This is a genomic window from Streptomyces sp. AA1529 (assembly GCF_000280905.1).
Lineage (GTDB): Bacteria > Actinomycetota > Actinomycetes > Streptomycetales > Streptomycetaceae > Streptomyces.
The window spans coordinates 1-25292 of sequence record NZ_ALAP01000100.1 but is presented as its reverse complement, the minus strand read 5'-3'; the positions used below and the strand labels follow the sequence as shown (position 1 = coordinate 25292).

At 72.3% G+C, this 25292-nt stretch carries 21 protein-coding genes and 1 pseudogene; 19 read left to right on the top strand and 3 right to left on the bottom strand.

All coding sequences use genetic code 11. From position 1 onward, the window contains the following. Window positions 1-213: 213 nt before the first annotated feature. Window positions 214-2426, bottom strand: a pseudogene (locus A949_RS35050) (elongation factor G-like protein EF-G2). A gap of 223 nt (window positions 2427-2649) precedes the next feature. Here A949_RS35050 and pgsA point away from each other — a divergent pair. The 15 genes from pgsA (at window position 2650) to A949_RS0129605 (ending at window position 18454) form a co-directional block, all read left to right on the top strand. Next, on the top strand, window positions 2650-3366 hold the full coding sequence (pgsA, locus tag A949_RS0129675; protein WP_019359695.1) for a phosphatidylinositol phosphate synthase: 717 nt from the start codon (window positions 2650-2652) through the stop codon (window positions 3364-3366). Next, on the top strand, window positions 3363-4280 hold the full coding sequence (locus A949_RS0129670; RefSeq protein ID WP_019359694.1) for a phosphatidylinositol mannoside acyltransferase: 918 nt from the start codon (window positions 3363-3365) through the stop codon (window positions 4278-4280). Before pgsA ends, A949_RS0129670 begins: the two co-directional genes overlap by 4 nt. Continuing rightward, the gene (locus A949_RS0129665; protein WP_019359693.1) at window positions 4277-5449 is read left to right on the top strand and encodes a glycosyltransferase family 4 protein; all 1173 of its coding nucleotides are present in this window, start codon (window positions 4277-4279) and stop codon (window positions 5447-5449) included. Before A949_RS0129670 ends, A949_RS0129665 begins: the two co-directional genes overlap by 4 nt. A gap of 14 nt (window positions 5450-5463) precedes the next feature. After that, the gene (locus tag A949_RS0129660; RefSeq protein WP_019359692.1) at window positions 5464-6027 is read left to right on the top strand and encodes a membrane protein; all 564 of its coding nucleotides are present in this window, start codon (window positions 5464-5466) and stop codon (window positions 6025-6027) included. A 163-nt stretch (window positions 6028-6190) separates the two neighbouring features. Continuing rightward, window positions 6191-7117, top strand: a complete 927-nt coding sequence (gene pdxS / locus A949_RS0129655) for a pyridoxal 5'-phosphate synthase lyase subunit PdxS (protein ID WP_019359691.1) — start codon at window positions 6191-6193, stop codon at window positions 7115-7117. Between the two features lie 108 nt (window positions 7118-7225). Continuing rightward, complete coding sequence (gene pdxT / locus A949_RS0129650; protein WP_037708173.1) at window positions 7226-7816, top strand: pyridoxal 5'-phosphate synthase glutaminase subunit PdxT; 591 nt, start codon at window positions 7226-7228, stop codon at window positions 7814-7816. A gap of 59 nt (window positions 7817-7875) precedes the next feature. Further along, the gene (locus A949_RS0129645; RefSeq protein ID WP_019359689.1) at window positions 7876-8628 is read left to right on the top strand and encodes a YebC/PmpR family DNA-binding transcriptional regulator; all 753 of its coding nucleotides are present in this window, start codon (window positions 7876-7878) and stop codon (window positions 8626-8628) included. Between the two features lie 314 nt (window positions 8629-8942). Next, on the top strand, window positions 8943-9500 hold the full coding sequence (gene ruvC / locus A949_RS0129640) for a crossover junction endodeoxyribonuclease RuvC (RefSeq protein WP_026005158.1): 558 nt from the start codon (window positions 8943-8945) through the stop codon (window positions 9498-9500). After that, window positions 9497-10120, top strand: a complete 624-nt coding sequence (gene ruvA / locus A949_RS0129635) for a Holliday junction branch migration protein RuvA (protein ID WP_019359687.1) — start codon at window positions 9497-9499, stop codon at window positions 10118-10120. The genes ruvC and ruvA overlap by 4 nt, the downstream gene beginning before the upstream one ends. A 4-nt stretch (window positions 10121-10124) precedes the next feature. Next, window positions 10125-11183, top strand: a complete 1059-nt coding sequence (gene ruvB, locus A949_RS0129630; protein WP_019359686.1) for a Holliday junction branch migration DNA helicase RuvB — start codon at window positions 10125-10127, stop codon at window positions 11181-11183. Between the two features lie 164 nt (window positions 11184-11347). Next, the gene (gene yajC / locus A949_RS0129625; RefSeq protein ID WP_026005157.1) at window positions 11348-11890 is read left to right on the top strand and encodes a preprotein translocase subunit YajC; all 543 of its coding nucleotides are present in this window, start codon (window positions 11348-11350) and stop codon (window positions 11888-11890) included. 137 nt (window positions 11891-12027) lie between these two features. Then, window positions 12028-13839, top strand: a complete 1812-nt coding sequence (gene secD / locus A949_RS0129620) for a protein translocase subunit SecD (protein ID WP_037708170.1) — start codon at window positions 12028-12030, stop codon at window positions 13837-13839. A gap of 1 nt (window position 13840) precedes the next feature. Then, entirely contained in the window at window positions 13841-15025 is a 1185-nt protein-coding gene (secF, locus tag A949_RS0129615; protein WP_019359683.1) for a protein translocase subunit SecF, read from the top strand. A gap of 4 nt (window positions 15026-15029) precedes the next feature. After that, complete coding sequence (locus tag A949_RS0129610; RefSeq protein WP_019359682.1) at window positions 15030-15623, top strand: adenine phosphoribosyltransferase; 594 nt, start codon at window positions 15030-15032, stop codon at window positions 15621-15623. Between the two features lie 233 nt (window positions 15624-15856). After that, entirely contained in the window at window positions 15857-18454 is a 2598-nt protein-coding gene (locus A949_RS0129605) for a RelA/SpoT family protein (RefSeq protein WP_019359681.1), read from the top strand. 201 nt (window positions 18455-18655) lie between these two features. On the opposite strand, the gene A949_RS0129600 is transcribed toward A949_RS0129605, so the two are convergent. Both A949_RS0129600 and A949_RS0129595 read right to left on the bottom strand, forming a co-directional pair. Continuing rightward, window positions 18656-19885, bottom strand: a complete 1230-nt coding sequence (locus A949_RS0129600) for a DUF349 domain-containing protein (protein WP_019359680.1) — start codon at window positions 19883-19885, stop codon at window positions 18656-18658. A 189-nt stretch (window positions 19886-20074) separates the two neighbouring features. After that, window positions 20075-20893: a peptidylprolyl isomerase gene (locus A949_RS0129595; protein ID WP_019359679.1), complete on the bottom strand. Its 819-nt coding sequence runs from the start codon at window positions 20891-20893 to the stop codon at window positions 20075-20077. A 214-nt stretch (window positions 20894-21107) separates the two neighbouring features. Between A949_RS0129595 and A949_RS0129590 the strand changes: the two genes are divergently transcribed. From A949_RS0129590 to A949_RS0129575, 4 genes are all read left to right on the top strand, one after another. Beyond that, window positions 21108-21833, top strand: a complete 726-nt coding sequence (locus A949_RS0129590; protein WP_019359678.1) for an MBL fold metallo-hydrolase — start codon at window positions 21108-21110, stop codon at window positions 21831-21833. Window positions 21834-21844: 11 nt separating this feature from the next. Beyond that, window positions 21845-23107: a histidine--tRNA ligase gene (hisS, locus tag A949_RS0129585; RefSeq protein WP_019359677.1), complete on the top strand. Its 1263-nt coding sequence runs from the start codon at window positions 21845-21847 to the stop codon at window positions 23105-23107. 67 nt (window positions 23108-23174) lie between these two features. Then, window positions 23175-23810 carry a vitamin K epoxide reductase family protein gene (locus A949_RS0129580; protein WP_019359676.1) on the top strand — a complete coding sequence of 212 codons (636 nt, stop codon included), beginning with the start codon at window positions 23175-23177 and terminating at the stop codon, window positions 23808-23810. Between the two features lie 69 nt (window positions 23811-23879). Continuing rightward, the gene (locus A949_RS0129575; RefSeq protein ID WP_026005155.1) at window positions 23880-25235 is read left to right on the top strand and encodes a replication-associated recombination protein A; all 1356 of its coding nucleotides are present in this window, start codon (window positions 23880-23882) and stop codon (window positions 25233-25235) included. Window positions 25236-25292 lie beyond the last annotated feature (57 nt).

The following is a 25292-nucleotide window of genomic DNA, read 5'->3' as shown; positions in this document are numbered from 1 at the left end:
TCGTCGAATCCGGCCACTGGGCCCCCACTCCGCTCGGATCAGGCTCGCGGCACCCGGTGCCGACCCGGCGCAGGTCCGGTGAGGTGCCGCCGACCACGCCAGATGGCTTCCCAACTGCCGCGGTCGGCACACATCTTGCCTCAGGGAGGGCGCCGGCAGCGACCGCCCGCACGAGTGGTTCCCGGCTGCGGCCACCGGTGGGGCCTCCGCGTCTCACCGCGCCGCGGGGCCGCCCTCCGCGTCGAGCACCCGTGCCGCGTGCTGCCGCGGCATCGGCTCGTGCCGTGCGTACCCGCGCGAGAACCGGCCGGTGCCGTGCGACATCGACCGCAGGTCGACCGCGTACCTGCCGATCTCGATCTCGGGAACCGAGGCACGCACCACCGTGCTGCCGGCATCGGCCTGTTCGGTGCCCAGCACCCGGCCGCGCCGGGAGGAGAGGTCGCTCATCACGGCGCCCACATAGTCGTCGGGGACCACGACCTCCACCTCGGCCACCGGCTCCAGCAGCGCGATCCCCGCCGCCGCCGCGCACTCGCGCAGCGCGAGCGCGCCCGCCGTCTGGAAGGCCGCGTCCGAGGAGTCGACGGAGTGCGCCTTGCCGTCGACGAGGGTGATCCGGACGTCCACCAGCGGATAGTCGGCGACCACCCCCTTGGCCGCCTGCGCGCGGACGCCCTTCTCCACCGAAGGGATGAACTGGCGCGGTACCGCGCCCCCCACCACCTTGTCGACGAATTCGATCCCGGAACCCGCGGGCAGCGGCTCCACGGTGATCTCGCAGATGGCGTACTGGCCGTGCCCGCCGGACTGCTTGACATGCCGCCCGCGCGCCCGGGCGGTCGCGGCGAACGTCTCGCGCAGCGCCACCCGGTGCTCGACGGTGTCCACCCGCACCCCGAAGCGGGACCGCAGCCGCTCCAGCGCGACGTCCCGGTGCGCCTCACCCATGCACCACAGCACGAGTTGGTGGGTCTCCGGGCTCTGCTCCAGCCGCATCGTCGGGTCCTCGGCCACCAGCCGGGCCAGCCCCTGGGAGAGCTTGTCCTCGTCCGCCTTGCTGTGGGCCCGGACGGCGACGGGCAGCAGCGGGTCGGGCATCCGCCAGGGAGCCATCAGCAGCGGGCGTTCCTTGGCGGAGAGGGTGTCGCCGGTCTCGGCGCGGCTGAGCCTGGCCACGCAGGCGAGGTCGCCCGCGATGGCCGCGTCCAGCGTGCGCTGCTGCTTGCCGAACGGCGCGGACAGCGCGCCGATGCGCTCGTCCTCCTCGTGCGGCGGACGGCCCTCCCGGTCCGGGGCCGCGGCGCCGTGCCCGGCGACGTGCACGGTGTCGTCCGGGCGCAGGGTGCCGGAGAAGACGCGCACCAGGGAGACCCGGCCCACGTAGGGGTCGGAGGAGGTCTTGACGACCTCGGCGGCCAGCGGTCCCTCCGGATCGCAGCCGAGCGGCGGGAGCGACGTGCCGTCGGCCGCCGTGACGGCGGGGATCCCGTGCTCCTCCGGGGTGGGGAAGCCGCCGGTGATCAGTTCCAGCAGTTCCACGGTGCCCAGCCCCTGCCGCGCACTCCCGGCGGCGGGGCGGCGGCCAGCACGGGGTGGAACGTACCCCGGGCCACGGCCTTCTCCAGGTCCTCGACGAGTGTCTTGGTGTCGCAGTCCTCGCCGGCCAGGTAGCGGTCCATCAGGGACTCGTCCTCGCTCTGCGCGATGATCCCCTCGATCAGCCGGTTCCTGGCCTCCGCGACGAGCTGCCGATGTCCCTCGTCCGGGTCACGCTCGGTGCGTTCCCCGCCCGTGTAGTCGAACAGCCGGCCGGTGAGCAGTCCGATCAGACCGGTGACCGGGGCCGTGCCGTCGGAGCGCCGAGCGCCCGGCGCCGGCAGGTAGAGCGGAACGACGGTGTCCGGGTCGTCGCCGCCCAGCTCCCGCCGGCAGCTCGCGGTCATCTCCTCGAAGTCGGCGCGGGCGGCGTCCAGATGGGTCACGACGATGGCCCGGGGCATGCCGACGGCCGCGCACTCCTGCCACAGCAGCCGGGTGGCTCCGTCCACCCCGTCGGTGGCCGAGACCACGAAGAGGGCGGCGTCCGCGGCGCGCAGCCCGGCCCGCAGCTCCCCGACGAAATCCGCGTACCCCGGGGTGTCCAGGAGGTTGACCCGGATGCCGTCCCAGCGCAGCGGCACCAGCGAGAGCTGCACGGAGCGCTGCCGCCGCTGCTCGATCTCGTCGTGGTCGGAGAGCGAGGTGCCCTCCTCCACCCGGCCGGCCCGGTCGATCGCGCCCGAGGCCAGGGCGAGGGCCTCCACCAGCGTCGTCTTGCCCGCTCCGCTGTGGCCGACCAGCACCACGTTCCGAATCGAGCCGGGGTGGTCGGCCGCCGTCGCCCTGCCGGCGGCTCCGGGGTGCGCGTGCGCTCTCTCGGCCATGTGTCCCGCCTTCCGGTCGTCACCTGCTGGAGCACGCTGGGGGGACCGAGCGGTCGCGGAGGACCGCGGTCCTTCGAGCTTTGCACCGCCGCCTGCGGGCGTCCATACGTGGAACACGGCACTACCCGACCGTGTGCGCCGGGGGCCGCCGCCGCGTGACTACGATGGGCCACCCGGTGGCCACACCGTCATCCGGCTCACTCTCGACGTACCAGGGACGGTCATGCTGAACAAGTACGCGCGTGCCTTCTTCACGCGTGTTCTCACCCCGTTCGCCGCGCTGCTGCTGCGCCGGGGTGTGAGCCCCGACGCCGTCACCCTGGTCGGCACCCTGGGAGTGATGGCGGGAGCCCTGGTCTTCTACCCGCAGGGCGAATTCTTCTGGGGCACCGTCGTCATCACGCTGTTCGTCTTCTCGGACATGGTGGACGGCAACATGGCGCGGCAGCTCGGCCGCTCCAGCCGCTGGGGCGCCTTCCTCGACTCCACGCTCGACCGGGTGGCGGACGCGGCCGTCTTCGGCGGGATCGCACTGTGGTACGCGGGCCGCGGCGACGATCTGGTGCTGTGCGCCGTGACGCTGTTCTGCCTGGCCAGTGGGCAGGTCGTCTCCTACACCAAGGCGCGCGGCGAGAGCATCGGACTGCCGGTGGACGTGAACGGCCTGGTGGAACGCGCCGAGCGGCTGGTGATCACGCTGGTGCTCGCGGGCCTCTCCGGCTTCGAGGCCACCTTCGGCGTGCCCTACATCGGTGTGCTGCTGCCGGTCGCGCTGTGGGTGGTGGCCGTCGGCAGCGCCGTCACGCTCGGCCAGCGGGTGGTGACGGTGCGCCGGGAAGCCGCCGAGGTCGCCGAGGCCGAGGAGCGGAAGGCCGCAGCGGGCGACGCGGCTGCGGGTGCCGCGCAGGACGAGGCGGAGGAACCCGGGAGGACCGCTTGAGCGCGCTGCGCGGCCGGCTGACCGACGCGCTGTACGGACTGGGCTGGGCGGGCGTCCGGAAGCTGCCCGAGCCGGCGGCCGCCGGACTCGGCCGCAGCCTGGCCGACACGGCGTGGCGGCGCCGCGGCAAGGGCGTGACGCGGCTGGAGGCGAATCTCGCCCGGGTGGTCCCGGACGCCTCCCCGGCGGAGCTGCGGCAGCTCTCCCGCGCCGGGATGCGCTCGTATCTGCGCTACTGGATGGAGTCCTTCCGGCTGCCCGCCTACAGCGAGCGGCACATCCTCGACAGCGTCGACGTCGAGGACGCGCACCTGCTCCACGACGGGCTCGCCGCCGGACGCGGGGTCGTGCTCGCGCTGCCGCACATGGGCAACTGGGACCTGGCCGGCGCCTGGGCCGTGACCGCGACCCGCACCCCTTTCACCACCGTCGCCGAGCGCCTCGAGCCCGCGACCCTCTACGACCGGTTCGTCGCCTACCGCGAGAGCCTGGGCATGGAGGTGCTGCCGCACGGCGGCGCCTCCGCGTTCGGCACGCTGGCCCGCAGGCTGCGCGCGGGCGGCTTCGTCTGCCTGGTCGCCGACCGCGATCTGTCCGCCGCCGGGATCGAGGTCGACTTCTTCGGCGAGGCCACCCGGATGCCCGCGGGCCCCGCGCTGCTCGCCCAGCAGACCGGTGCGCTGCTGATGCCGGTGACGCTCTGGTACGAGGCGCCGCCCAGGATGCGGGCCAGGGTCCACGAGCCGATCCCGGTACCGCCGATCGAGGGACGCCGGGAGCGGGTCGCGGCCATGACGCAGACCCTCGCCGACACCTTCGCCGCGGGGATCGCCGCGCACCCGCAGGACTGGCACATGCTCCAGCGCTTCTGGCTCGCCGACCTCGCACCGGCCGCGGAACGGGAGCGCCGATGAGGATCGGAGTCGTCTGCCCCTACTCGTGGGACGTGCCCGGCGGGGTCCAGTTCCACGTCCGCGACCTGGCCGAGCACCTGATCCGGCTGGGGCACGAGGTGTCGGTGCTGGCGCCCTCGGACGACGAGACGCCGCTGCCCTCCTACGTCGTCTCGGCCGGACGCGCGGTCCCCGTGCCCTACAACGGTTCGGTGGCGCGGCTGAACTTCGGCTTCCTGTCGGCCGCCCGGGTCCGCCGCTGGCTGCACGAGGGCCGCTTCGACGTGCTGCACATCCACGAACCGGCCACGCCCTCGCTCTCCCTGCTGGCGTGCTGGGCGGCGCAGGGCCCCATCGTCGCCACCTTCCACACCTCCAACCCGCGCTCCCGCGCGATGATCGCGGCGTATCCCATCCTCCAGCCGGCGCTGGAGAAGATCAGCGCCCGGATCGCGGTGAGCGAGTACGCGCGCCGCACCCTCGTCGAACACCTGGGCGGCGACGCGGTCACCATCCCCAACGGGGTGGACGTCGGCTTCTTCTCCCGCGCCGAGCCCGAGCCCGCCTGGCAGGGCGGCCCCGACGGCCGCACGATCGGGTTCATCGGCCGGATCGACGAGCCGCGCAAGGGCCTGCCGGTGCTGATGAAGGCGCTGCCGGCCATCCTGGAGGCGGCACCCGGCACCAGGCTGCTGGTCGCCGGACGGGGGGACGAGCAGGAGGCGGTGGCGCAGCTCCCGGCCGCCATGCGCGGGAGCGTGGAGTTCCTCGGCATGGTCAGCGACCAGGACAAGGCGCGGCTGCTGCGCAGCGTGGACCTGTACGTGGCACCCAACACGGGGGGCGAGTCCTTCGGGATCATCCTGGTGGAGGCCATGTCGGCCGGTGCCCCGGTGCTCGCCGGCGACCTGGACGCCTTCGAGCAGGTGCTCGACGGGGGAGCGGCCGGAGAGCTGTTCCCGGTCGGCCGCGCCGACGCGCTGGCCGACTCCGCCGTACGCCTCCTGGCCGACCCCGCACGCCGTGGTGACCTGCGTGAGCGCGGCTCGCGGCACGTGCGGCGGTTCGACTGGTCCACCGTCGGTGCCGACATCCTCGCCGTCTACGAGACGGTCACGGACGGCGCCGCCTCCGTCGCCCCCGACGAGCGCACCGGGCTGCGGGCCCGGTTCGGCCTCGCGCGGGACTGAGCCCCGGGACCGAGATGCCCACCCTCACCACAGTCATCTGGATCGTCGTCGCGCTGCTCCTCGTGGGCGTCTATCTGAGCTGGACCGCCGGGCGCCTGGACCGGCTGCACGCGCGGATCGACGCGGCCAGGGCCGCGCTGGACGCGGCCCTGCTGCGCCGCGCCTCCATCGCCCAGGAACTCGCCACCGCCGGCGTCCTGGACCCGGCGGCCTCCATGGTGCTGCACCAGGCCGCGCACGGCGCCCGGCAGGCCGCCGAGGACCAGCGCGAGGTCGCGGAGAGCGAGCTGAGCCAGGCGCTGCGCGCCGTCTTCGCCGAGAGCGCCCAGTTCGAGGCCGTCCGGGCGGCTCCGGGCGGCCGGGAGACGGCCGCCGAGCTGAGTGCGGCGGTACGCAGGGTGCCGATGGCGCGCCGGTTCCACAACGACGCGGTGCGTGCGGCCCGGGCGCTGCGGCGGCACCGTACGGTCCGCTGGTTCCGGCTGGCCGGGCACGCGCCCTTCCCGCTGGCGTTCGAGATGGACGACGAGCCCCCGCTGCTGCCCGCCGACCCGGGCCGGGGGCCCTCCGCGGAGTGACCGGCCCGGCCGGGGGGCCGGGTGCGCTCACGGCGCCCGCGGGCCGTGCGAGCAGTACAGGCCACAGCCCGGCGATTGGCCCTTTTCGCAGGCCGCCCTGTTCGAGAGGGTGGGCTCGGACCTGAGCGGTCCCTCGAACATCACCCCTTCAGCGAGGTCGAACGTGTCAACTCCGTCCACCGCCACCGACTCCGCCGCGGCACAGCGTCCCGAGACCGGCACCGCCCGCGTCAAGCGGGGCATGGCCGAGCAGCTCAAGGGCGGCGTGATCATGGACGTCGTCACGCCGGAGCAGGCGAAGATCGCCGAGGACTCCGGCGCCGTCGCCGTGATGGCCCTGGAGCGCGTGCCCGCCGACATCCGCAAGGACGGCGGCGTGGCCCGGATGTCCGACCCGGACATGATCGAGGGCATCATCGAAGCCGTCTCGATCCCGGTGATGGCCAAGTCCCGGATCGGCCACCTCGTCGAGGCGCAGGTCCTCCAGGCGCTCGGGGTCGACTACATCGACGAGTCGGAGGTCCTGACCCCGGCCGACGAGGTCAACCACAGCGACAAGTTCGCCTTTACCACGCCGTTCGTCTGCGGCGCCACCAACCTGGGCGAGGCCCTGCGCCGGATCGCCGAGGGCGCGGCCATGATCCGCTCCAAGGGCGAGGCGGGTACCGGCAACGTCGTCGAGGCCGTCCGGCACATGCGCCAGATCAAGAACGAGATCGGCAAGCTGACCGTGCTGGACGACAACGAGCTCTACGCGGCGGCCAAGGAGCTGCGGGCGCCGTTCGAGCTGGTCAAGGAGGTCTCGGCGGCAGGCAAGCTGCCGGTCGTGCTCTTCTCGGCGGGCGGTGTGGCCACTCCGGCGGACGCGGCGCTGATGCGGCAGCTCGGTGCCGAGGGCGTCTTCGTCGGCTCCGGGATCTTCAAGTCCGGCGACCCGGCCAAGCGCGCTGCGGCCATCGTGAAGGCCACCACGTTCTACGACGACCCCAAGATCGTCGCCGATGCCTCCCGGGGCCTGGGCGAGGCCATGGTCGGCATCAACTGCGACACCCTGCCGGAGACGGAGCGCTACGCCAGCCGCGGCTGGTGACCCGCCCGGTGCCGCGCCGGGAGGCCCCGGCGCGGCCCCCGGCCTGCCGCCCGCACCAGGCTCCGCCCGGTGGACAGCCCAGCGACGAAGAAGGACCGCACCGTGACCGTGTCTGCGCCGACCATCGGCGTGCTCGCCCTGCAGGGCGACGTCCGCGAGCATCTGGCCGCCCTCCGGGCGTCGGGCGCCGACCCTGTGCGGGTCCGGCGTCCCGAGGAACTCGCCGCAGTCGACGGTCTGGTCATCCCGGGCGGCGAGTCGACGACGATCAGCAAGCTCGCGGTCACGTTCGGCCTCATGGAGCCGTTGCGCGAGCGGGTGTCCCGGGGGATGCCGGCCTACGGCTCCTGCGCCGGGATGATCATGCTCGCCGACAAGATTCTCGACCCCCGCTCCGGGCAGGAGACCGTCGGCGGCATCGACATGATCGTCCGGCGTAACGCTTTCGGGCGCCAGAACGAGTCCTTCGAGGCGGCGGTCGACATGCCGGCCGTGCCCGGCGGTCCGGTGGAAGGGGTCTTCATCCGTGCCCCCTGGGTGGAGTCGACGGGAGCCGCGGCTGAGACGCTGGCCTCCTGCGGCGGCCACCCGGTGGCCGTCCGGCAGCGCCATCTGCTGGCCACCGCCTTCCACCCGGAGCTCACCGGTGACCAGCGGGTGCACGCGCTGTTCACGGAGATGGTGCGGTCGGCACACTGAGTGGCTGGCGGTAGGATCTCCGCGTCGAGAAGTAGTTGGGACTGTGAAGGAGCGAGGCTGTGTCCGGCCACTCTAAGTGGGCTACCACCAAGCACAAGAAGGCCGTGATCGATGCCAAGCGCGGCAAGCTCTTCGCGAAGCTGATCAAGAACATCGAGGTCGCGGCCCGGATGGGCGGGGCTGAGGTGGAGGGCAATCCGACCCTCTACGACGCCATCCAGAAGGCGAAGAAGCAGTCGGTTCCCAACAAGAACATCGACAGCGCGGTCAAGCGCGGCGCGGGCCTGGAGGCCGGCGGCGCCGAGTACGAGACGATCATGTACGAGGGCTACGGCCCCAACGGTGTCGCCGTGCTGGTCGAGTGCCTGACCGACAACCGCAACCGCGCGGCGTCCGACGTCCGGGTCGCCATGACCCGCAACGGCGGCTCCATGGCCGACCCGGGTTCGGTCTCCTACCTGTTCAACCGCAAGGGTGTCGTCATCGTCCCGAAGGGCGACCGCTCCGAGGACGACGTCCTGGCCGCCGTCCTGGAGGCGGGCGTCGAGGAAGTCAACGACCTCGGTGAGAACTTCGAGGTGATCAGCGAGGCCACCGACCTGGTCGCGGTGCGCACCGCGCTCGTCGAGGCCGGGATGGACTACGACTCCGCCGAGGCCAGCTTCGTCCCCAGCATGCAGGTCGAGCTGGACGAGGAGGGCGCGCGGAAGATCTTCAAGTTGATCGACGCGCTGGACGACAGCGACGACGTGCAGAACGTCTTCGCCAATTTCGACGTGCCCGACGATGTGATGGCGAAGGTCGACGCGTGAGCGGCGACATGGCGCTGCCGCGTGGGCGGCGACACGGCGCTGTCGCGTAAGCAGTGACACGGCGCTGCCGCGTGGGCGGCGACGCGGCGCCACCGTTCGAGCGGTGGCACGGCACCGTCGCCCGAGCGGTGGCGCGGACGCGACGCGGTGGCGGCCCGCGCCCGCGGGCGGCGCCCTGATCGTCGGCAACGGCTCCGGACGGCCCGGCGGAGACACCTCCGCCGGGCCGTCGGTTCTGCGTTCTGTCGGTGCTTGCCGATAACCTGCGGGAACACAGGGACGATTGCGCGGGACGTGCGGAGAGGGGGAGGGCATTGCGTGTGCTGGGGGTCGACCCCGGGCTGACGCGCTGCGGTGTCGGCGTGGTCGACGGGGTGGCCGGGCGGCGGCTGACCATGGCGGGCGTCGGCGTGGTCCGCACGCCCGCCGAGGCGGAACTCCCCGACCGGCTCGTGCTGATCGAGCGCGGGCTGGAGGAGTGGCTGGAGGAGCACCGCCCCGAAGCCGTCGCCGTGGAGCGGGTGTTCAGCCAGCACAACGTCCGCACGGTCATGGGCACCGCGCAGGCCAGCGCCGTCGCCATGCTGTGCGCGGCCCGGCGCGGACTGCCCGTGGCGCTGCACACGCCGAGCGAGGTCAAGGCCGCGGTGACCGGCTCGGGGCGGGCCGACAAAGCCCAGGTCGGCGCGATGGTGACGCGCCTGCTGGGGCTGTCCGCCGCGCCGAAGCCCGCCGACGCCGCGGACGCACTGGCTCTGGCGGTCTGCCACATCTGGCGGGGCCCCGCGCAGAACCGGCTGCAGCAGGCCCTCGCCGCCCGCCGTCCGCAGCCCGGCAGTCCGCAGCACCGTACGAAAGGCACCGTCCGATGATCGCCTCCGTCTCGGGAACCGTCGCCGCGCTCGGCCCCGACTCCGCCGTGCTCGAGGTCGGCGGGGTCGGCATGGCGGTCCAGTGCACCCCCGGCACCCTCGCCGGGCTGCGTACCGGCGAGCAGGCCAGGCTCGCCACCTCGCTGGTCGTGCGGGAGGACTCGCTGACCCTGTACGGCTTCGCCGACGAGGACGAGCGGCAGACCTTCGAACTGCTGCAGACCGCCAGTGGGGTCGGGCCCCGGCTCGCCCAGGCGATGCTCGCGGTGCACAGCCCCGACGCGCTGCGGCTGGCCGTCTCGGGCGGCGACGAGAAGACGCTGACCGCCGTGCCCGGGATCGGGAAGAAGGGCGCGCAGAAGCTGCTGCTGGAGCTGAAGGACCGGCTCGGAGCGCCGCTGGGCACGGTGCCCGCCTCGCGGGCCGCGGCCGGGGCCGCCGCGGGCTGGCAGGAGCAGCTGCACGCGGCGCTGGTCGGGCTGGGGTACGCCGCCAAGGAGGCGGACGAGGCCGTCACGGCCGTCGCGCCGCAGGCCGAGGCGGTTGCCGCGGAGGGTGCCGAGCCACAGGTCGGTGTGCTGCTGAAGGCCGCCCTGCAGTCCCTGAACCGGGCACGGTGACGTGATGAGCTCCGAGGAACGGCTCGTCGACGCCGAGGTCGACGGTGACGAGCAGGCGGTGGAGGCCGCGCTGCGCCCCAAGCAGCTGGGCGAGTTCATCGGGCAGCCCAAGGTGCGCGAGCAGCTCGACCTGGTGCTGCGCGCCGCGCGCGCCCGCGGGGGCACCGCCGACCACGTCCTGCTGTCCGGGGCCCCCGGACTCGGCAAGACCACACTCTCGATGATCATCGCGGCGGAGATGGGCGCCCCCATCCGCATCACCTCCGGCCCGGCCATCCAGCACGCGGGCGATCTCGCGGCGATCCTCTCCTCCCTCCAGGAGGGCGAGGTGCTCTTCCTGGACGAGATCCACCGGATGTCCCGCCCGGCCGAGGAGATGCTCTACATGGCCATGGAGGACTTCCGGGTCGACGTGATCGTCGGCAAGGGGCCCGGTGCGACGGCCATCCCGCTGGAGCTGCCGCCCTTCACGCTGGTGGGTGCCACCACCCGGGCCGGGCTGCTGCCGCCGCCGCTGCGGGACCGTTTCGGCTTCACGGCGCACATGGAGTTCTACGAGCCCGCCGAGCTGGAGCAGGTCGTCCGCCGCTCCGCCGAGCTGCTCGAGGTGCGCACGGACCCGGAGGGCGCGGTCGAGATCGCCGGGCGCTCCCGGGGCACGCCGCGGATCGCGAACCGGCTGCTGCGCAGAGTGCGGGACTACGCACAGGTCAAGGCGGACGGCGTCATCACCCGTGCGGTGGCCGGCGCCGCGCTGGAGGTCTACGAGGTGGACGGGCGCGGTCTGGACCGGCTCGACCGTGCCGTGCTCGGGTCGCTGCTGAAGCTGTTCGGCGGCGGTCCCGTCGGCCTCTCCACGCTCGCCGTCGCGGTCGGCGAGGAGCGTGAGACAGTGGAGGAAGTGGCCGAGCCGTTCCTCGTGCGCGAGGGGCTTCTCGCCCGCACTCCGCGTGGCCGCGTGGCCACTCCGGCCGCATGGGCTCACCTGGGCCTCACCCCGCCCCAGCAGTCCTCGGGGCCGGTATCCGGAGGGCCGGGACAACAGGGCCTGTTCGGAGCGTGACGGCGCGGAGACTCGTCGGGCGGGGAACCTCGGTGCCATGCTTGACGTTGTTCCATCGGCGAAGGCTCGCTTAGACTCCGCCGACGCCCTCCCTCACCGGAGGCTTGCCCACCCCGAATACCCAGGCCGCTGAGACGCGGCCATGCGAAGGAATATCTTCCGCCGTGGATCCTATTGCTCTGCTCCCGTTCATTGTGATCATCGGGGCCATGTTCCTGATGACTCGCTCCGCCAAGAAGAAGCAGCGTCAGGCCGCCGAGATGCGTGACCAGATGCAGCCTGGCACGGGCATCCGCACCATCGGGGGCATGTACGCCGTCGTCAAGGAGATCCGCGAGGACAGCGTCCTCGTGGAGATCGAGCCCGGCACGCACGCGCTCTTCGCCAAGAACGCCATCGGCGCCGTGCTCTCCGACGAGGAGTTCGACCGCATCACGAACGGTCCCGAGGGCGAGGAGTTCGACGTCGACACCGTCGTCCCGGACGACGCGTCCTCGCTGACCCGGGACGAGGACGACGCCTCCTCCGACGCGAAGCCCGACCTGCGGAAGAAGGACGCCGACGGCGACGCCGCCGGGGAGGCCGGGAAGCAGGAGGGCGAGGAGTCCGCCGACGCGTCCGACGAGCCGAAGGGCGCGGACGCGGCGAAGGCCGACACCGCCGAGGCCGAGGACGCCAAGCGGGACGAGGACGCCGACTCCAAGTAAGGTCAGCGCCGCCGGACTGGGGGAGAGGACCGGGTCCGGCGGCGTAGCACGTCCACAGACCACTTCGCGCGCCGCTGTGCCGCGCCCGGCCGAACTCGCGGGGCGGCACGGGCGGTTGGACAGGGAGAGACGAGAAGGTGGCAGCACCGAAAAGGGGTCGCAGGGCCTCCGGCGCCAAGGGGAGGCCATGGCGCTCCCTAGGGCTGATTCTGGTGATCACGGCCGGGCTGGTCGCGGGGATGTTCGCCTCGGGCCACAAGACGCCCCGGCTGGGCATCGACCTGGCGGGTGGCACCAGCATCACCCTCGAGGCGAAGAATCAGCCGGGCAAGCCCGACGCGATCAACAAGACCAACATGAACACCGCCGTCGGCATCATCGAGCGGCGCGTCAACGGTCTCGGTGTGACGGAGGCCGAGGTCCAGACCCAGGGCGACCGGCACATCATCGTCAACATCCCCAAGGGCACCAACTCCAAGCAGGCGCGCGAGCAGGTGGGCACCACGGCGCAGCTCGCGTTCCGGCCCGTGCTGACGCTGGCCCAGGTCGGGAAGTCCCAGCAGCCCCAGCCCTCCTCGTCCCCCTCGCCCTCCGGCTCCGGCAAGCAGGACAAGAGCCAGGACCAGAAGGACGAGAAGCAGCAGAAGGACGAGAAGCAGCAGGGCGACCAGGCGAACCCCTCCTCCGACTCCTCCGACTCTCCCGGCCAGGGCCGGGCCGTGACCGAGGGGCTGACGGCGAAGACCGCCACGACGGACAAGAGCCCCACCCCCTCGGCGAGCGAGTCCGGCGGCAAGAAGAGCCCGCAGCCCACGGCGCCGCCCCAGCAGCCGCAGCAGCCCGGCGTCCCGGCCGCGCTGGCCAAGCAGCTGAACGCGCTCGACTGCACCACCAAGGAGGCCCGCGCCAAGGCCAGCGAGAAGGCGGCGAGCACCAAGGGCTCCGAGCCGATCGTCGCCTGCGACGCCAACGACCCGATCAAGTACGCGCTCGGGCCGGTCGCCGTGCAGGGCAAGAACGTCAGCAAGGCCAAGGCCGTCTTCGACCAGCAGCGCGGTCAGTGGATCGTCCAGATGTCGTTCAGCGACAAGGGGTCCGACCAGTTCGGTGAGATCACCGGCAAGCTGATGAAGAAGCCGCAGCCGCAGAACCAGTTCGCCATCGCGCTCGACGGCCAGGTCCAGTCGGCCCCGACCGTCAACCAGAAGCTGACCAACAACGCGGAGATCTCCGGCAGCTTCACCCAGGAGTCGGCCGAGGAACTGGGCAACATCCTCTCCTACGGTGCGCTGCCGCTCTCCTTCGAGGAGTCGGACGTCACCACGGTGACCGCGGCGCTCGGCAGCGACCAGCTCAAGGCCGGACTCATCGCGGGCGCCATCGGGCTCGCGTTGGTGATCGTCTACCTCGTCGCCTACTACCGCGGCCTCTCGATGATCGCCATCCTCAGTCTGCTCGTCTCGGCGGCCATGACGTACTCGATCATGACGCTGCTGGGGCCGGCGATGAGTTTCGCGCTCAACCTCCCCGCGGTCTGCGGTGCCATCGTCGCCATCGGCATCACGGCCGACTCGTTCATCGTCTACTTCGAACGCATCCGGGACGAGGTACGGGAGGGCCGCACGCTGCGGCCCGCGGTCGAGCGCGCCTGGCCGCGCGCCCGCCGCACCATCCTGGTCTCGGACTTCGTCTCGTTCCTGGCCGCGGCGGTCCTGTTCATCGTCTCGGTGGGCAAGGTGCAGGGCTTCGCCTTCACCCTCGGTCTGACCACCGCGCTCGACGTCGTCGTGGTCTTCTTCTTCACCAAGCCGGTCATGACGCTGCTCGCCCGCAAGCCGTTCTTCTCCGACGGGCACCCCTGGTCCGGACTCGATCCAAAGCGGCTCGGAGCCCGGCCCCCGCTGCGGCGCGGCCGCGGCACCGTCAGCACCGACCCGAAGGAGGTCTGAGGTGTCCCGTCTCGGCACTCTCGGCGCCCGGCTGTACCGCGGTGAGGTCGGTTACGACTTCGTCGGGCACCGCAAGCTCTGGTACGGCCTCTCGATCCTGATCACCATCACGGCCATCGTCGGGGTCGTGGTCCGCGGCCTGAACATGGGGATCGAGTTCGAGGGCGGTGCCGTCTTCACCACGCCCAAGACCTCGGCCTCCGTGCAGCAGACCACGGAGGCCGCCGAGCGGGTCTCCGGGCACACGGCCATCGTCCAGGAACTGGGCGACGGCGGTAAGCGCGTGCAGATCGCCACCGTCGACACCAAGACCTCCACCCAGGTCAAGGAGGAGCTGGCCGACGAGCTGAAGGTGAACCCGGAGAAGATCGACGCCCAGCTGGTCGGTCCCAGCTGGGGCGAGCAGATCGCCAACAAGGCGTGGCAGGGGCTCGCGATCTTCATGGTCCTGGTGGTGATCTACCTCGCCATCGCCTTCGAGTGGCGGATGGCACTCGCCGCGCTCATCGCGCTGATCCACGACATCACGATCACCGTCGGCGTCTACTCGCTCGTCGGGTTCGAGGTCACCCCGGGCACGGTGATCGGTCTGCTGACGATTCTCGGCTACTCGCTCTACGACACGGTCGTGGTCTTCGACGGCCTGCGGGAGAGCAGCAAGAACGTCACCAAGCAGACCAGGTACACCTACAGCGAGATCGCCAACCGCAGCATCAACGGCACGCTGGTGCGTTCCATCAACACCACCGTCGTCGCGCTGCTGCCGGTGGCCGGTCTGCTGTTCATCGGCGGCGGCATGCTCGGCGGCGGCATGCTCAACGACATCGCGCTCTCGCTGTTCGTCGGTCTGGCCGCCGGTGCCTACTCCTCGATCTTCATCGCGACCCCCCTGGTGGCCGACTTCAAGGAGCGCCAGCCCGAGATGAAGGCCCTCGCCAAGCGGGTGCGGAACAAGCGGCTCAAGGCCGCCGAGCGGGAGGCGAACGAGCCGGACGACGACCCGGGCGAGGACCCGGGCGACGAGCCGGGCGACGGCGGAGGCGGGGGCGGCGTCCGCCCGCCGGTCTCCGTGGACAACGGCCGCGGCGGCGGTCCCGCCGCCGCGGGTGCGGGAGTCGGGGGCCAGCGCCGGCAGCCGGCCTCCCGCGGCCGGGGCCGCGGCAGGCCGTCCGGAAAGCGCAGGTGAGCCGATGAGTGCCACGGATTCCTCGCCGTCCTCGCCGTCCTCGTCGGCCCTGCCGGTCCCCGCCGAGGTGCGGGAGCTGCTCACCAGCCGGATCCACGACGTGCCCGACTACCCCAAGCCCGGGGTGATGTTCAAGGACATCACCCCGCTGCTCGCCGACGCCCGGGCGTTCGCCGTCCTCACCGACGCGTTCGCCGGGCTCGCCGAGCGGCTCCGGGCGACGAAGATCGTCGGCCTGGAGGCGCGCGGCTTCATCCTGGGCGCCCCCGCCGCCGTCCGCTCGGGCATCGGTTTCGTGCCGGTGCGCAAGTCCGGCAAGCTCCCCGGCGCCACCCTCTCCCAGGCGTACGACCTGGAGTACGGCAGCGCCCAGATCGAGGTGCACGCCTCGGGGCTCGCGGAGGGCGACCGGGTGCTGGTGATCGACGACGTACTGGCCACCGGCGGCACCGCCGAGGCGTCCGTCGAGCTGATCCGGCGCACCGGTGCCGAGGTCGCGGGCGTGGCCATACTGCTGGAGCTCGGCTTCCTCGAAGGGCGGGAGCGGGTGGAGCGGGCCCTGGCCGGTGCGCCCCTCGACGTCCTGGTCAGCGTCTGAGCCGAGGTCCCCGACCGACCCCCGGCCCCGGCCGGCGCCAGGCGGTCACCCGATACGGTTCGCCCGGGAGTGCCCGGGCCGGGCCGGCGAGGGTGGCCGCCTGCGCCGTCCTCGCGGGGCCGGCCGCCCGGCCCGCGGCGGCCGGGGGTCCACCGCTTCGCCGTCCGGGAGGGCCCGGTCCGGCCGGGGTGGCTACCATGGCAGTCCGACCTGCGGTCCACCGAGGAGTGCTCTTGCCAGACGAGGCCCAGCAGCTCACCGCCGCTCAGCGCCAGGAAGCGGAGGCCGCCGGCGAGGCGGACCGGCAGCGGTCCGGCGCCGCGGCCGGCGGCGGGCTGCCCTCGAAGAGCGGGAACGGCGGCCGCTCCGGTGCACAGGACCACGCCGGGCAGCAGTCCGGCACCCCCGCCGCTCCGGCGCGCGGCGGCAAGGGCGGGGACCGCGCCAAGGGTGCCGAGAACGGCGCTCGCGACCGTGTGGCGCCCGCGCGCGCCGTCTCCGGAGTGTCGGGCCGCTCCGGCTCCTCCAACCGCGTACGCGCCCGTCTGGCGCGTCTGGGCGTGCAGCGGTCGAGCCCGTTCAACCCGGTGCTGGAGCCGCTGCTGCGGATCGTGCGCAGCAACGACCCCAAGATCGAGTCCTCCACGCTGCGCCAGATCGAGCGCGCCTATCAGGTGGCCGAGCGCTGGCACCGCGGCCAGAAGCGCAAGAGCGGCGACCCGTACATCACCCACCCGCTGGCCGTCACCACGATCCTCGCCGAGCTGGGCATGGACCCGGCCACGCTGATGGCCGGGCTGCTGCACGACACGGTCGAGGACACCGAGTACGGGCTCGACACCCTGCGCCGGGACTTCGGCGACCAGGTGGCGCTCCTGGTCGACGGCGTCACCAAGCTGGACAAGGTCAAGTTCGGCGAGGCCGCCCAGGCCGAGACGGTGCGCAAGATGGTCGTCGCGATGGCCAAGGACCCCCGCGTCCTGGTCATCAAGCTCGCCGACCGGCTCCACAACATGCGCACGATGCGCTATCTCAAGCGCTCCAAGCAGGAGCAGAAGGCCCGCGAGACGCTGGAGATCTTCGCCCCGCTCGCCCACCGGCTGGGCATGAACACCATCAAGTGGGAGCTGGAGGACCTCGCGTTCGCGATCCTCTACCCCAAGATGTACGACGAGATCGTCCGACTGGTCGCCGAGCGGGCGCCCAAGCGGGACGAGTACCTGGCCGTCGTCACCGACGAGGTCCAGGCCGACCTGCGGGCGGCGCGCATCAAGGCCACCGTCACCGGGCGGCCGAAGCACTACTACAGCGTCTACCAGAAGATGATCGTCCGCGGCCGGGACTTCGCGGAGATCTACGACCTGGTGGGCATCCGCGTCCTGGTGGACACCGTCCGCGACTGCTACGCCGCGCTGGGGACCATCCACGCCCGGTGGAACCCGGTTCCGGGGCGGTTCAAGGACTACATCGCGATGCCCAAGTTCAACATGTACCAGTCGTTGCACACGACGGTCATAGGGCCCGGCGGCAAGCCCGTCGAACTGCAGATCCGCACCTTCGACATGCACCGCCGCGCCGAGTACGGCATCGCCGCGCACTGGAAGTACAAGCAGCAGGCGGTCGCCGGCGCCTCCAAGGTCCGCACCGACGCGCCCAAGGGCGCGGGCAAGGGCGGTGCCGCGGACGAGACGGTCAACGACATGTCGTGGCTGCGGCAGCTGCTCGACTGGCAGAAGGAGACCGAGGACCCCGGCGAGTTCCTGGAGTCCCTGCGGTTCGACCTGTCCCGCAACGAGGTCTTCGTCTTCACGCCCAAGGGCGACGTGATAGCGCTCCCGGCGAGCGCCACCCCCGTCGACTTCGCCTACGCCGTCCACACCGAGGTCGGCCACCGGACGATCGGCGCCCGTGTCAACGGCCGGCTGGTGCCGCTGGAGTCCACCCTCGACAACGGCGACACCGTCGAGGTCTTCACCTCCAAGGCGTCCGGTGCCGGGCCCTCGCGGGACTGGCTCGGCTTCGTCAAGTCACCCCGCGCCCGCAACAAGATCCGTGCCTGGTTCACCCGTGAGCGGCGCGACGAGGCGATCGAGCAGGGCAAGGACGCCATAGCGCGGGCCATGCGCAAGCAGAACCTGCCCATCCAGCGCATCCTCACCGGCGACTCGCTGGTCACTCTCGCGCACGAGATGCGCTACCCGGACATCTCGGCGCTCTACGCCGCCATCGGCGAGGGCCACGTCTCCGCGCAGCACGTCTGCCACAAGCTGGTGCAGGCGCTCGGCGGCGAGGACGAGGCCAAGGAGGACATCGCCGAGACCGCGCCGCCGATGCCCGCGCGCAGCACCCGGCGCCGCTCCAACGCCGACCCGGGCGTCGTCGTCAAGGGAGCCGGCTCCGACGTGTGGGTCAAGCTGGCCCGCTGCTGCACACCCGTGCCCGGCGATCCGATCATCGGGTTCGTCACCCGCGGCAACGGCGTCTCGGTGCACCGTGCCGACTGCGTGAACGTCGACTCCCTCACCCGGGAGCCCGAGCGGATCCTGGAGGTCGAGTGGGCGCCCACCCAGTCCTCGGTCTTCCTGGTCGCCATCCAGGTCGAGGCGCTGGACCGCTCCCGCCTGCTCTCGGACGTCACCCGGGTGCTGTCCGACCAGCACGTCAACATCCTCTCGGCCGCGGTGCAGACCTCCCGCGACCGGGTCGCCGTCTCCCGCTTCACCTTCGAGATGGGCGACCCCAAGCACCTCGGCCATGTGCTGAAGGCCGTCCGCGGTGTCGAGGGCGTCTACGACGTCTACCGCGTCACCTCGGCCCGGCGCCCGCAGTAGTCCGGGGCGCGGGGCCCCGCAGCAGTCCGGCGGCAGCGCGAGCGGGGCGCGGGACCGGCGCGGACGGGCGGGGCCGCCCCGGCGCGGACGGAAACGGGCGCGCGCCTCGTAGCAGGCAGGCGAGGCGCGCCGGGACAGCAGTGCGCGGGGCGGCGGGGCCGGTTGCCCCGCCGCCCCGCGCGAGTCCGGCGGGAGTCCGCCTCAGCCGCCGAACTCCTGCAGGCCCTTCTGCGCCTGGTCCAGCAGCGCCTGGCGGCCCTCCAGCTCGCGCTCCAGCTTGGTCACCTTCGCGGTGTTCCCCGCGGTGCGGGCCTTGTCGATCTGGCCGCGCAGCTTGTCCACCGCGTCCTGGAGCTGACCGGTCAGCCCCTCGGCGCGGGCCCGCGCCTCGGGGTTGCTGCGCCGCCACTCGGCCTCCTCGGCCTCCTGGATGGCCCGCTCGACCGCGTGCATCCGCCCCTCGACCTTCGGCCGCGCGTCCCGCGGCACGTGCCCGACGGCGTCCCAGCGCTCGTTGAGCGCGCGGAAGGCGCTCCGCGCAGCCTTCAGGTCGGTGACCGGCAGCAGCTTCTCCGCCTCGGCCGCCAGCTCCTCCTTGCGCGCGAGGTTCTCCCGCTGCTCGCTGTCGCGCTCGGCGAAGACCTCGCTGCGCGCCTGGAAGAAGACGTCCTGGGCGCCGCGGAACCGGGCCCACAGATCGTCCTCGTGCTCCCGCTGCGCCCGTCCGGCGGCCTTCCACTCCTGCATCAGCTCGCGGTACTTGGCCGCCGTGGGGCCCCAGTCCCGCGAGCCGGAGAGCGCCTCGGCCTCCGTGACCAGCTTCTCCTTGCGCTGCCGTGCCTCCTCGCGCTGCGCGTCCAGCTGCGCGAAGTGCGCTTTGCGGCGCTTGGAGAAGGCCGAGCGCGCGTGCGAGAAGCGGTGCCACAGCTCGTCGTCGCTCTTGCGGTCCAGCCGCGGCAGGCCCTTCCAGGTGTCGACCAGCGCCCGCAGCCGCTCCCCGGCGGCCCGCCACTGCTCGCTGCCCGCCAGCTCCTCCGCCTCGGCGACCAGCTCCTCCTTGGCCCGGCGCGCCTCCTCGGCCTGCTGCACCTTGCGGGCCCTGCGCTCCTCACGGCGCTTCTCGACGCCCTCGGTGAGCTTGTCGAGCCTGGTGCGCAGCGCGTCGAGGTCGCCGACGGCGTGGTGCGCGTCCACCTGTTCGCGCAGGTGCGCGATCGCGGCCTCGGCGTCCTTGGCGGCCAGATCCGTGGTCCTCACCCGGCGCTCAAGCAGGTCGATCTCCACGACCAGACCGTCGTACTTGCGCTCGAAGTAGGCGAGGGCCTCGTCCGGCGAACCCGCCTGCCAGGACCCGACGACCTGCTCGCCCTCCGCCGTACGCACGTACACAGTCCCCGCGTCGTCGACGCGGCCCCACGGGTCGCTGCTCACAGCGCCTCCTCCACAAGATGCCCGGCGGGACTGTGGCCCCCCGGCATCGTTCACGGTTCTCGTCACAGCCAACATAGGCGACCGGCGCCCGCGCTGTCCGCATCCGGCGAGCGGCGAATTGCCGGTCGGGAACGGTACCGCGCGGGCGGCGGCCGCGGGCGCTCCACCCGGCGGGAGGCCGGGGGAGCGTCAGGACTTGTGCACCGTGGCCTTGTCGATCACCACGGTGGCGTTCGGCCGCCCGTCGCCCTGGGCCCGCATCGGGGTCAGCCCGGCCCCGGCGATCTTCTTCAGCACCTTCATGCCGGAGTCGGAGACCTTGCCGAACGGTGTGTACTTGGCCGGCAGCTCGCTGTCCTCGTAGACGAGGAAGAACTGGCTGCCGCCGGTGTCGGGGCCGCTGTTCGCCATCGCGACGGTACCCGCGGGGTACTTCGCGCCCTTGAGGTTCTCGTCGGGCAGCTCGTAGCCGGGCCCGCCGCTGCCGGTGCCGGACGGATCGCCGCACTGCAGCACGGACAGCTGCTGGGGCGGGCCGGTCATCCGGTGGCAGGCGGTGTGGTCGAGGAATTTCTCGCCCGCCAGGAAGTCGAAGGAGTTGACCGTGTGCGGGGCCTCGCCGGCGTCCATGGTGATGTCGATCTCGCCGCAGGTGGTGCTCAGCTGCATGGTGTAGGTCGCCGACTCGTCCACCTTCATGGCCGGCTCCTTCTTCCACTGCTTGCCGGTCGGCTTGCCCTTGGCCGGCTTGTCGCAGGGGTCCGGGGCCTTGCTGGTGGGCGGCGCCGAGGGCTGGTCGGCGGCGCTGTCGGACTCGTCCTTCTTCTTGTCGCCGTTCAGCCCGCCCGAGGCGGCGTAGGCCCCGCCCGCGGCCAGCACGATCACCAGGCCGAGGGTGATCGTGATGTTGCGTATGCGGGCCCTGCGGCGGGCTGCCTCCCGCCGCTTGAGCTGCCGCGCGTACTTCTCACGGGCGAGCTGCTTTCTGCGCTGCTCACTGCTGACCACGGTCTCGTCTCCTTCGAGGCGTCTGGCGAGGGCGTCTTCGAGGCGTCGCACCTGCGGGACCTCACGTACCGTATACGCCACCCTCACGGGTACGCGCCGCCCGCTACTGGTTGGCTCCGCGCACACCCGCGCCGGTAGGCTGGCAGCTCCTGACCGGCGAACGGCCTGCCCGGCCGCGTCGCCGCTCCCGCTGTCGGACGAATGAAGGACGATCGTGCTCGTTGCCGGGTTCCCCGCCGGGGCCTGGGGGACCAACTGCTACCTGGTCGCCCCCGCCGCCGGCGAGGAGTGCGTGATCATCGATCCGGGCCACCAGGCCGCGCAGGGCGTCGAGGAGGCCGTCGCCAAGCACCGGCTCAAGCCGGTCGCGGTGATCCTCACGCACGGCCACCTCGACCATGTGGCGTCCGTCGTCCCGGTCTGCGGCGCGCACGGCGTACCCGCCTGGATCCACCCGGACGACCGCTACATGATGAGCGACCCGGAGAAGGCGCTGGGGATGACGATCGGGCAGCCCCTGATGGGCGAGCTGACCGTCGGCGAGCCGGACGACGTGGCGGAGCTGGCCGACGGCGCGGTCCTGGACCTGGCGGGGCTGGAACTGGGCGTCGCGCACGCGCCCGGCCATACCAAGGGGTCGGTGACCTTCCGGATGCCCGGACAGGCGGATGTCCCGCCGGTGCTGTTCTCGGGCGACCTGCTGTTCCCCGGCTCCGTCGGACGCACCGATCTGCCCGGCGGCGACCCGGACGAGATCCTCCGCTCCCTGGCGCGCGTGTGCCTTCCGCTGGAGGACGAGACCGTGGTCCTGCCCGGGCACATGCACCAGACGACCATCGGCCGCGAGCGTGCCACCAACCCCTTCCTGCGACAGGTGGCGGAGCACGGCCCGGGAGGCGGCGGCAGCGACGCCGCGGCCGCCCCGCGACGAGGAATGTGACGAGAAGCCGCATGAGCACCTTCAAGGCCCCCAAGGGCACCTACGATCTCCTGCCGCCCGACTCGGCGAGGTATCTCGCCGTGCGCGAGGCCATCGCGGCGCCGCTGCGCCGGTCCGGCTACGGATATGTGGAGACGCCCGGGTTCGAGAGCGTCGAGCTGTTCGCACGCGGGGTCGGCGAGTCCACCGACATCGTGACCAAGGAGATGTACACCCTCACCACCAAGGGCGGCGACGAGCTGGCGCTGCGCCCCGAGGGCACCGCCTCGGTGCTGCGCGCCGCGCTGGAGGCCAACCTGCACCGGGCGGGCAACCTCCCGGTGAAGCTGTGGTATTCGGGCTCCTACTACCGCTACGAGCGCCCCCAGAAGGGGCGCTACCGCCACTTCTCGCAGGTGGGGGCCGAAGCGGTGGGCACCGAGGACCCCACGCTCGACGCCGAGTTGATCGTCCTGGCCTGCGACGCGTACCGCTCGCTGGGGCTGACCGGTTTCCGGCTGCTGCTCAATTCGCTCGGCGACCGCACCTGCCGCCCCGTCTACCGTGCTGCGCTCCAGGACTTCCTGCGCGGTCTCGACCTGGACGAGGACACCCGCGCCCGGATCGACATCAACCCGCTGCGGGTGCTGGACGACAAGCGGGAGAGCGTGCGGCGGCAGCTGACCGGCGCGCCGATGATGCGCGACCACCTGTGCGCGGAGTGCGAGGCGTTCCACGAGGAGGTGCGGGCGCTGCTCACCGATGCGGGCGTGCCCTTCGAGGACGATCCCCGGCTGGTGCGCGGACTCGACTACTACACGCGTACCACTTTCGAGTTCGTTCACGACGGCCTCGGCGCGCAGTCCGCCATCGGCGGCGGCGGCCGGTACGACGGCCTCTCCGAGATGATCGGCGGCCCCGCGCTGCCGTCCGTCGGCTGGGCCCTGGGAGTGGACCGCACGGTCCTGGCGCTGGAGGCCGAAGGGGTCGAGCTCGAACTGGCCCCGGCCACCGAGCTGTTCGCCGTGCCGCTCGGCGACGAGGCGCGCCGTGCGCTCTTCCGGCTGGTCACCGAGCTGCGCCGGGAAGGTGTCGCGGCGGACCTGGCCTACGGCGGCAAGGGCATGAAGAACGCCATGAAATCGGCCGACCGCTCCGGGGCCCGGTTCGCGCTGCTGCTCGGCGACCGCGACCTCGCCGAGGGCGTGGCCCAGCTCAAGGACCTCGCCAGCGGCGAGCAGCAGGCCCTCCCGCTGGACCGGGTGGTGGCCGAAGTGCGAGCCGGGCTGCGGTGACCGGCGGGCCGGTTGGGGCAGAATGTGCCCCAACCGGCCATGACCTGATGACGGGACGAGAACGGCTATGACGACGACGGCACCCCTCGACGAGGCGCACACGGGCGCGAACGCACCGAAGGGGGGTGCCGTCGGCGCGAGCAGGGCCTTCGCCTGGATGCTCATCGTCACCGCAGCCGCGGGGCTGCTCGCGGCCTGGGTGATCACGCTCGACAAGTTCGAGCTCCTGGAGGACAAGGACTTCAAACCGGCGTGCAGCATCAACCCGGTCGTCGCCTGCGGCAACATCATGCAGAGCGACCAGGCTTCGGCCTTCGGCGCACCCAACCCGATGATCGGGCTGGTGGCCTACGGCATCGTCATCTGCGTCGGCGTCACCCTGCTCACCCGCGCCTCCTTCCCCCGCTGGTACTGGCTGACCTTCAACGCGGGCTGCCTGTTCGGCGTCGGCTTCGTGACCTGGCTCCAGTACCAGTCGCTGTACACCATCGGGAACCTGTGCCTGTGGTGCTGCCTGGCGTGGGTCGCGACGATCATCATGTTCTGGTACGTGACCGCGCACAACGTCCGCAGCGGATTCCTGCCGGCTCCCGCGGCGGTGCGCGGCTTCGCGGACGAGTTCCCGTGGGTGGTGCCGGTGCTGCACATCGGGGTGATCGGCATCCTGGTGCTGACCCGCTGGTGGGACTTCTGGACCGGCTGAGGCCGGAGCCGCCCGGCCGCGGCGGGCCGGACGGCGCGACTGTCGGCGGGCTGACTTAGGGTTTCCGTCGTGGAGCCCGACCTATTCACCGCAGCAGCAGAGGACCGCCAGGCGAAGGACCCGTCGGCCAGCCCCCTCGCGGTCCGGATGCGCCCGCGCACCCTGGACGAGGTCGTGGGGCAGCAGCATCTGCTGCGCCCCGGATCTCCGTTGCGCCGCCTGGTGGGGGAGGGCGGCGGCGGCCCGGCCGGAACCTCCTCCGTGCTGCTGTGGGGACCGCCGGGCACCGGGAAGACGACCCTGGCGTACGTGGTCAGCCAGGCCACCGACAAGCGGTTCGTGGAGCTGTCGGCGATCACCGCCGGGGTCAAGGAAGTACGCAGTGTCATCGACGGCGCGCGCCGCGCCTCCGGCGCCTACGGCAAGGACACCGTCCTCTTCCTCGACGAGATCCACCGCTTCAGCAAGGCCCAGCAGGACTCCCTGCTGCCCGCGGTGGAGAACCGCTGGGTGACCCTGATCGCGGCCACCACCGAGAACCCCTACTTCTCGGTGATCTCCCCGCTGCTGTCCCGCTCGCTGCTGCTGACGCTGGAGCCGCTGACCGACGAGGACATCCGCGGGCTGCTGCGCCGCGCCCTGGCCGAGGAGCGGGGCCTGGCGGCCCGGGTGACGCTCCCCGAGGACTCCGAGGCGCACCTGCTGCGGATCGCCGGGGGCGACGCCCGGCGCGCGCTGACGGCGCTGGAGGCGGGCGCCGGCGCGGCGCTCGCCAAGGGCGAGTCCGCGATCTCGCTGGCCACGGTGGAGGAGGCGGTCGACCGGGCCGCGGTGAAGTACGACCGTGCCGGGGACCAGCACTACGACGTGGCCAGTGCGCTGATCAAGTCCATCCGGGGATCCGACGTGGACGCCGCACTGCACTACCTCGCGCGGATGATCGAGGCCGGCGAGGACCCCCGGTTCATCGCACGACGCCTGATGATCTCCGCCAGTGAGGACATCGGGCTGGCGGATCCGACGGCGCTGCAGACGGCGGTCGCCGCGGCGCAGGCCGTCGCCCTGATCGGTTTTCCCGAGGCGCGGATCACCCTCGGCCAGGCCACGGTCGCGCTCGCCCTCGCACCCAAGTCGAACGCGGCCTACCTCGCGATCGACGCGGCGCTGGCGGACGTCCGCGCGGGGCTGGCCGGACCTGTTCCGGCGCATCTGCGGGACAGCCACTACCAGGGCTCGCAGCAGCTCGGCCACGGCGCGGGCTACCAGTACCCGCACGACCTGCCGGGCGGGATCGCGGCGCAGCAGTACGCGCCGGACGCGGTGCACGGACGGCGGTACTACGAACCCACCCGCTACGGCGCCGAGGCCCGCTACGCCGACATCGCCGACCGGGTCCGCGCCCGGCTGCGCGGCGAGGAGGACTGAACCGCGGGACGGGACGGACGGGACGGACGCACCACGGCCCGCCGCGTCCGCCGGCCG

Coding starts and splice junctions, on each gene's coding strand:
- ruvA (WP_019359687.1), top strand. CDS start 9,497: ATGATCGCCTCCGTCTCGGGAACCGTCGCCGCGCTCGGCCCCGACTCC.
- pgsA (WP_019359695.1), top strand. CDS start 2,650: ATGCTGAACAAGTACGCGCGTGCCTTCTTCACGCGTGTTCTCACCCCG.
- A949_RS0129610 (WP_019359682.1), top strand. CDS start 15,030: ATGAGTGCCACGGATTCCTCGCCGTCCTCGCCGTCCTCGTCGGCCCTG.
- hisS (WP_019359677.1), top strand. CDS start 21,845: ATGAGCACCTTCAAGGCCCCCAAGGGCACCTACGATCTCCTGCCGCCC.
- ruvB (WP_019359686.1), top strand. CDS start 10,125: ATGAGCTCCGAGGAACGGCTCGTCGACGCCGAGGTCGACGGTGACGAG.
- A949_RS0129580 (WP_019359676.1), top strand. CDS start 23,175: ATGACGACGACGGCACCCCTCGACGAGGCGCACACGGGCGCGAACGCA.
- A949_RS0129665 (WP_019359693.1), top strand. CDS start 4,277: ATGAGGATCGGAGTCGTCTGCCCCTACTCGTGGGACGTGCCCGGCGGG.
- A949_RS0129660 (WP_019359692.1), top strand. CDS start 5,464: ATGCCCACCCTCACCACAGTCATCTGGATCGTCGTCGCGCTGCTCCTC.